At 70.6% G+C, this 7,195-nt stretch carries 5 protein-coding genes; 2 read left to right on the top strand and 3 right to left on the bottom strand.

Annotation, left to right across the window (positions count from 1 at the left end):
* Positions 1-146: 146 nt before the first annotated feature.
* The 3 genes from ACFU6K_RS25500 to ACFU6K_RS25490 are packed head-to-tail and all read right to left on the bottom strand — an operon-like array spanning position 147 to position 2,186.
* On the bottom strand, positions 147-902 hold the full coding sequence (locus ACFU6K_RS25500) for an SDR family NAD(P)-dependent oxidoreductase (RefSeq protein WP_380666727.1): 756 nt from the start codon (positions 900-902) through the stop codon (positions 147-149).
* Complete coding sequence (locus tag ACFU6K_RS25495; RefSeq protein WP_380666725.1) at positions 899-1,885, bottom strand: 3-oxoacyl-ACP synthase III family protein; 987 nt, start codon at positions 1,883-1,885, stop codon at positions 899-901. Before ACFU6K_RS25495 ends, ACFU6K_RS25500 begins: the two co-directional genes overlap by 4 nt.
* Positions 1,886-1,925: 40 nt before the next feature.
* On the bottom strand, positions 1,926-2,186 hold the full coding sequence (locus ACFU6K_RS25490) for a hypothetical protein (RefSeq protein ID WP_049656300.1): 261 nt from the start codon (positions 2,184-2,186) through the stop codon (positions 1,926-1,928).
* Between the two features lie 1,330 nt (positions 2,187-3,516).
* Between ACFU6K_RS25490 and ACFU6K_RS25485 the strand changes: the two genes are divergently transcribed.
* Together ACFU6K_RS25485 and ACFU6K_RS25480 are read left to right on the top strand one after the other, a co-directional pair.
* Positions 3,517-4,410 carry a class I SAM-dependent methyltransferase gene (locus ACFU6K_RS25485; RefSeq protein WP_380666723.1) on the top strand — a complete coding sequence of 298 codons (894 nt, stop codon included), beginning with the start codon at positions 3,517-3,519 and terminating at the stop codon, positions 4,408-4,410.
* A 44-nt stretch (positions 4,411-4,454) separates the two neighbouring features.
* Positions 4,455-6,377, top strand: coding sequence for a flavin-containing monooxygenase (locus ACFU6K_RS25480; protein ID WP_380666721.1), 1,923 nt, complete (start codon positions 4,455-4,457; stop codon positions 6,375-6,377).
* Positions 6,378-7,195: the final 818 nt, after the last annotated feature.

The raw sequence follows: 7,195 nt of genomic DNA, 5'->3' as shown, positions 1-7,195 counted from the left end.
CTGTCCGGCACGGGGCCGGACAGGGGGCCAAGGGGGCGCGGCACGAGGCGACCCGCGGGATGGGACCGCCGGCCCCGCCCCGGGCGGACGGACCCGGGCGGACGGGCGGACGGACCCGGGCGGACGGGGTCCCCGGGGGTGCCCGGTCAGGTGATGGAGGCCCCCGAGTCGATGCTGATGACCTGGCCGGTCATGCAGTCCTGGTCGAGGAACAGCGTGATCGAGCGGGCGACCTCGCGCGGGGTGACGAACCGCGGCACCGGGACCTTCTCCCGCATGCCCGCCACCACGTGCTCGGGCAGGGTGTCCGTCATGCCGGTGATCATGAAGCCGGGCGACAGGGCGTTGACGGTCACCCCCCGGCGGCCGCACTCCGCCGCGAGCGTGCGGGTCAGCCCGATCAGGCCGGCCTTGGACGCCGAGTAGGCGGTCTGCCCGGCGGTGGCGATCAGCGCCGACGGGGAGACGATGTTCACCACCCGCCCCCAGCGGGCGCGCAGCATCGCCGGCACGCACGCCCTGGCGGTGTGGAAGGAGCCGACGAGGTTCGTGTCGATCACCTGCCGCCACTCGACGGGGTTCTGCATCGCCATCAGCGCGTCCTTGCGGACCGCCCCGTTGTTGACGAGCACGTCCACCGGCCCCAGCGCGGCCCTGACCTGCTCGTACATCGCGGTGACCGCGTCCCAGTCGGCGACCGAGCCGCTCACCAGCACGTGGTCGTTGACCAGCTGCGCCGCGACCTTCTCCGCCCCGGCCCGGGAGCTGTTGTAGTGCACCGCGACCCGGCAGCCCGCCGCGTCCAGCGCCAGCGCCAGCTCGCTACCCAGCCCCCCGGAGGCGCCGGTGACCAGCGCCACCGGGGATTCGGGCCGCGCGCCGAAGGCGTCCTTGCCGCTCACCGCGCCACCCCTCCCCACGTCAGCAGGACCGAACCCCACGTCATACCCGCGCCGAACCCGGCCAGCAGCACCGTGTCGCCGTCCTTGACCCGCCCCGAGTCCAGGGCCTCCGCCAACGCGATCGGGATCGACGCCGACGCGGTGTTCCCGTAGCGCTCCAGGTTCGTCACCAGCCGGTCCGCGGGGATCCCCGTGTGGGAGAGCACCGAGTTGATGATCCGGATGTTCGCCTGGTGCGGGATGACGTGGTCGACGTCCAGCGGCGTGATCTTCGCCTGCTCCAGCGTCTCGCGGATCGTACGCACCGTGTAGCGCACCGCGTTCAGGTAGATCTCGTTGCCGTTGATCTGCGCGTAGTGCAGGCCCTCGGCGACAGTCCGCTCGGTGGTGGGCATCCGCGAACCCCCGGCCAGGACCTTCAAGCTGTTCTTGCACGAGCCGTCCGCGCCCAGGTTCCACGCCCGGATACGGTCGACCGCGCCCGGCCGCAGCACCACCGCGCCCGCGCCGTCGCCCACCAGGATCGACAGGTCCCGGTCCCGCGGGTTCGCCGTCAGCGTGTGCGTGTCCGAACCGATCAGCAGGATCGGACGCGGGTCCATGCGCAGCAGGCCCGCCGCGGTCACCAGCCCGTACACGAACCCCGCGCACTCGGAGTTCACGTCGTGGGCGCTGCCCGCGATGCCCAGCTCGTCGTGGACGAACGCCGACGTCGCCGGCGAGGGCTGCTCCGGGGTCGCCGTCGCCACGATCAGGTGCGCGATGTCCGCGCCCGTCAGGCCCGCGCGCTGAAGGGCCCGGCGCCCGGCCTCCACGGCCATCGACGCCGTGGTCTGCCCCGGGCCCACCGCCCTGCGCTCACGGATCCCGCACCGCGAGACGATCCAGTGCTCGTCCACACCGAAACGCTCCGCGAGCTCGGCACTGGTCACCACCCGTTCGGGCACCGACATGCCCCAGCCGGTGACGTCGAAACCGCTCACCACCCGACCCCTCTCCTCGTCTCCCTGCCCGCCCGGGTGCTCAGTTGGCCTCGGCCGGCACGAGCGCCAGGATCCGCTCGTGGACCACCCGCAGCGTCGTCGTGTCGTCGATGTCCGCGAACAGCGACTCGTCCGCCGGGATGTGCGGGTACTGGTTCTGGAAGCCGTACAGCCACTCCATCAGGTCCAGCGAGTCGACGTCCGCGATGTGCTGCAGCGCGGCGTCCGCGTCGATCTCCTGCGCACCGGAGACCGCCTGGAGCTGCTGGGCCAGGTCCTCGATCGTGGGAATCTGAGACATCAGTGATCGTTCCTCTCCTCGCCCACCCCCGTTTCCCGGGTGATGGGCACGTCAACGCGTCGAATGAACATGTCAGGGACAACCGCCGCCACCCCGCCCCCGCACACCACCCGCCCGCCCGCCCGCCGGCCGGCCGACACATGCGGACGGGCGGACCGGCGGACCGGCGGACGAACGGACACGAGCGGGCCGGCCGACGGGCAGACGGAACCGGGTGCTTCGGCGACACCCCGCACAGGGCCCGGGTGAACCCGTACAGGGCCCGGGTGAACCCGTACAGGGCCCGGGTGAACCCGTACAGGGCCCGGGTGAACCCGTACAGGGCCCGGGTGAACCCGTACAGGGCCCGGGTGAACCCGCACCCGCGGACCCGCACCGCACCGCTCCGCAAGAACCCTCCCGGCCACCCGCACCACCGCACCGCCACCCCCGCCCCCGACGGCCGGCCGGCCCCCGGACACGCGCCCCCGCCCCCCGCCCCCGGGAACACACCACACACACGGCACCGAGGGGACAGGCGAACGAGCGGACACACGGTCACAAGGAACGGACGACCAACACAAGGCCGAACAGGCCGAACAGGCTGAACGGACGGAACGGGCGGGACAGCCGGCGGGAGAACCCTCCGGAACAACACGGCACGACCCCCCGGGAACAGCGGTCAACACCACCCGGGAACCGAAGCACCCCCCGCGACAGGCCGTGGGGGCCGCGTGTCTTGCCGAAACCGCATGAAACCCGCCCCCACGCAACCGGCCCGCAACCCACCCACCCCCCGCCCCCTTGCGCACCGCTTGCGAGACACACGCTTACCTGACCCACAACACACCGCACCCGCACGCACACCACCCCGCCGTACCGGCCCGCACGGCGACCACCGCACAACACCGGCCCGGCACCGCACCAGGCGCCACCAACCACCCGGCCGGACACCGCACCCGCCACCCCGGACGACACCAACCACCCGGGGACACGGCCGAGTTCAGCCAGAACCACCGCCGCACACCGGACGGCACCCAGCCGCCCTGAACGACGGTCGGCCCAGCACCACACCACGCAGCACCGAACGGCCTGACCGTTCTCCCGGACGGCACCAACCAACCGGGACAGCCGCCGAGTTCAGCAAGACCACCATCGGACACCGGACGGCACCCAGCCGCCCACCGCAGGCACCAGGACAGCGGCCGGGCCTGTCACCCCGGCCCGCACCGGGCCGGCCACCGCGCAGGCGGCCCGACCGGGCCGCCCACCCGCCCACCCCGCCCCGGCCGACCCACCACCGTCCGACAACCCCACACACCCACAACCGTCAACCGAGGGGCCCCATCCCATGACCACCGTCGAAGCCCGCTCCATCAACCCCGACGTCGAGGCCATCCGCCACCACTACGAAGTCCCCAACGAGCTCTACCGACTCATCCTCGGCCCCACCATGATGTACTCCGGCGGCTACTGGGAGGACGGCGAGGACCTCGTCACCGTCCTCGACGAGGCCCAGGAACGCAAACTCGACGCCTTCACCGACCTCGCCCGCGCCGCCCACACCGACACCGTCCTGGACATCGGCTGCGGCTGGGGCACCATGCTCAACCGCCTCACCACCGTCCACGGCGTCAAGAAGGCCGTCGGCGTCACCCTCTCCCGCACCCAGGCCGACTTCGTCGACGCCCTGAACAACCCCGCCATCGAAGCCCGCGTCGAAAGCTGGGAAGACCACCGCCTCGCCGACGGCCAGACCCCCTACGACGCCGCGTTCTGCATCAACGCCCTCGAACACTTCGTCCTGTCCTCCCTCACCCCCAAAGAGCGCACCCAGCGCTACCGCGTCTTCTTCAAGCAGGTCCACTCCCTGCTCAAGCCCGGCGCCCGCTTCGTCCTGCACACCATGACCGTCGAGAACCCCCCACTGCGCCGCCAGCTCCTCGACGACCTCAAATTCCTCCAGCGCGAAGAGTTCGAAGGCTGCCACATCCCCCGCCTGCCCGAACTCGCCGCCGGCCTCGACGGCCTCTTCGAAGTCACCGAGATCCGCAACGAACCCGAATCCTTCGCCCGCGCCTGCCGCGCCTGGCTCCAACTCCTCGCCGCCCGCCGCGACGAAGCCGTCACCATGACCGACGAAACCACCGTCGCCCGCTTCGAACGCTACCTCGACATCTTCGCCTACACCCTCGAAGACCACATCTTCAACAACTTCCGCGTCACCCTCACCCGCCGCGCCTGACCCCCGGGCCCACCCAGGACACCCGAGACAAGGACACCGACGCCATGACCACCACCCCCGCCCCCAACCGCACCACCACCACCGGCACCACCACCGGTGCGACCGACACCGGCACCGGCACCACCGCCGACGCCACCCCCACCACAGCCCCGACGGCGGGGGTGGCCCCCACCCCCACCACCAACACGGCCACCACCAGCACCGGTACGGGCACCACCAGTACGGCCGGCACCACCACCAACACCGGTACGGGCACCACCACGGGCAGCGGCACGGGCACGACCACCGCCGCGGGCACCACCGCCGGCAGCGGTACGGGCACCAGCACCGGTGCGGCCGGCGCCGGCACGGGCAGCGCCACGACCGCCCCCCGCACCACGCCCCGCAACACCACCGGCACCGGCGCGGTCACCGTCCCCGGCACGACCACCACCACTGGCGCGGACACCGCACACGCCACCGCCCCCCGCACCACCGGCGACCTCGCCGTACGCCACCTCAAAGTCGCCGTCATCGGCGCCGGCATCTCCGGCCTCGGCACCGCCATCGGCCTCCTCAAAGCCGGCATCGACGACTTCCTCGTCTTCGAACGCGCCACCGACCTCGGCGGCACCTGGCGCGACAACACCTACCCCGGCTGCGCCTGCGACGTCCAGGCCCACCTCTACTCCTACTCCTTCGCCCGCAACCCCGACTGGAAGTCCACCTTCGCCACCCAGGCCGAAGTCCACGCCTACCTCAAAGACTGCGCCACACGCCACGGCGTCGACCCCCACCTGCGCTACGACCACGAACTCCACAACGCCACCTGGAACGACACCCACCACCACTGGGACATCCGCACCAAACACGGCCGCTACACCGCCCAGATCCTCGTCACCGGCACCGGCTACCTCTCCGACCCCGCCATCCCCAACATCCCCGGCCTCGACACCTTCACCGGCACCCTCTTCCACTCCTCACGCTGGAACCACGACCACGACCTGACCGGCCGCAACGTCGCCGTCATCGGCACCGGCGCCTCCGCCATCCAGTTCGTCCCCGCCATCCAACCCGACGTCAACCGCCTCGACCTCTACCAGCGCACACCCCCCTGGATCGCCGCCAAACCCGACAAACCCAACACCCCCCGCCACACCTGGATGCTCCGCCACCTCCCCGGCTACCAGCGCTTCCGCCGCACCTTCAACAAACACGGCCGCGAAATCGTCGCGTTCTTCATGTCCCGCCCCTCCCGCACCACCGGCATGAAGAACATGGCCGCCGGCCACCTCAAAAAATCCGTCACCGACCCCGCCCTGCGCACCCGCCTCACCCCCGACTACACCGTCGGCTGCAAACGCCTCCTCTTCTCCAACACCTGGTACCCCGCCATCCAACAACCCAACGTCGACATCATCTCCGACACCATCACCCGCATCGGCCCCACCCACATCACCACCACCGACGGCACCACCCGCCACATCGACACCATCATCCTCGCCACCGGCTTCACCGCCACCGACCGCCCCATCGCCCACCTCATCCACGGCCGCAACGGACACACCCTGGCCGACACCTGGAACCGCGACGGCATGACCGCCCACCGCGGCACCACCATCCACGGCTTCCCCAACCTCTTCATGCTCCTCGGCCCCAACACCACCCTCGGCCACTCCTCCCAAACCGTCATGATCGAAGCCCAGATCACCTACATCCTCGCCGCCCTCAAAACCCTCCACACCCACCACCTCACCACCCTCGACGTCCACCCCCACGCCCAAACCACCTACAACCACACCCTCCAAAACCGCCTCAAAAACACCGTCTGGAACACCGGCGGCTGCACCAGCTGGTACACCGACACCAAAGGCAACAACCCCTCCATCTGGCCCACCTACACCTGGCGCTTCCACCACCAAACCCGCACCTTCGACCTCACCAACTACCAAACCACCACCCACACCAACCACACCACCAACCCCTAACCCACCCACCCACGGCCACCCACACGCCAAGGCCAAGACCAGGACCAGGGACAGGGACACCGCCAGGACCACGGCCAGGGGCACGGGCAGGACCAAGGCCAGGGGCAGGGGCAGGGGCACGGGCAGGACCAGGACCACGGCCAAGGCCAGGGACAGGGGCAAGGCCAGGACCAGGGGCAGGACCAAGGCCAGGGACAGGGGCAGGGGCAGGGGCAGGGACACCCGCCCACCCACGGCCCACGGCCCACAGCCCACAGCCCACAGCCCACAGCCCACAGCCCACAGCCACGATCCGCCCCCACCCGCCCGAACACCCCCGCACCCACGGCCACCCACCCGAACAGCCACGAGGACACACGGACACGGACACGGACAGGGTCACGGGACAGGGACAACGGGCGCCGGGGACAACAACGGGCAAGGGAGCAACGGGACAAGGGACAGGCCGGCCCACACCACGGACCGGCCACCCACCCCACAACAACAACACACGGCATCTGAGTCTCGGCGCGGGCACCAGGCAGCACAGCCAAGACCGACGAAGCCAATGCGGTGAGACCGGAACACCGACAGGAACACCCAGCACAGCCGGCACGGCAAAACCGAAAAGGCCGATGCGCTCGCAACGACGGGACCGGCAGCAGCGACCAGTACGGCCAGCATGCCAGGAACGGCCGGAACCGCCACTACGGCCGGACCAACAGGAACGGCCGACACCACCCGCTGGAGCAGAACAGCTACAGAACCAGCCCCACAGCATCACAACCAGACCAGCACAAACGGAACCTCAACCACCACTCAAAGCACCACCCGACAGC

The sequence above is a fragment of the Kitasatospora sp. NPDC057512 genome, from assembly GCF_042802135.1.
In the GTDB taxonomy this organism is placed as follows: domain Bacteria; phylum Actinomycetota; class Actinomycetes; order Streptomycetales; family Streptomycetaceae; genus Kitasatospora.
Note: the sequence above shows the minus strand (reverse complement) of the source record. Positions and strands in the feature narration are given on the sequence as shown.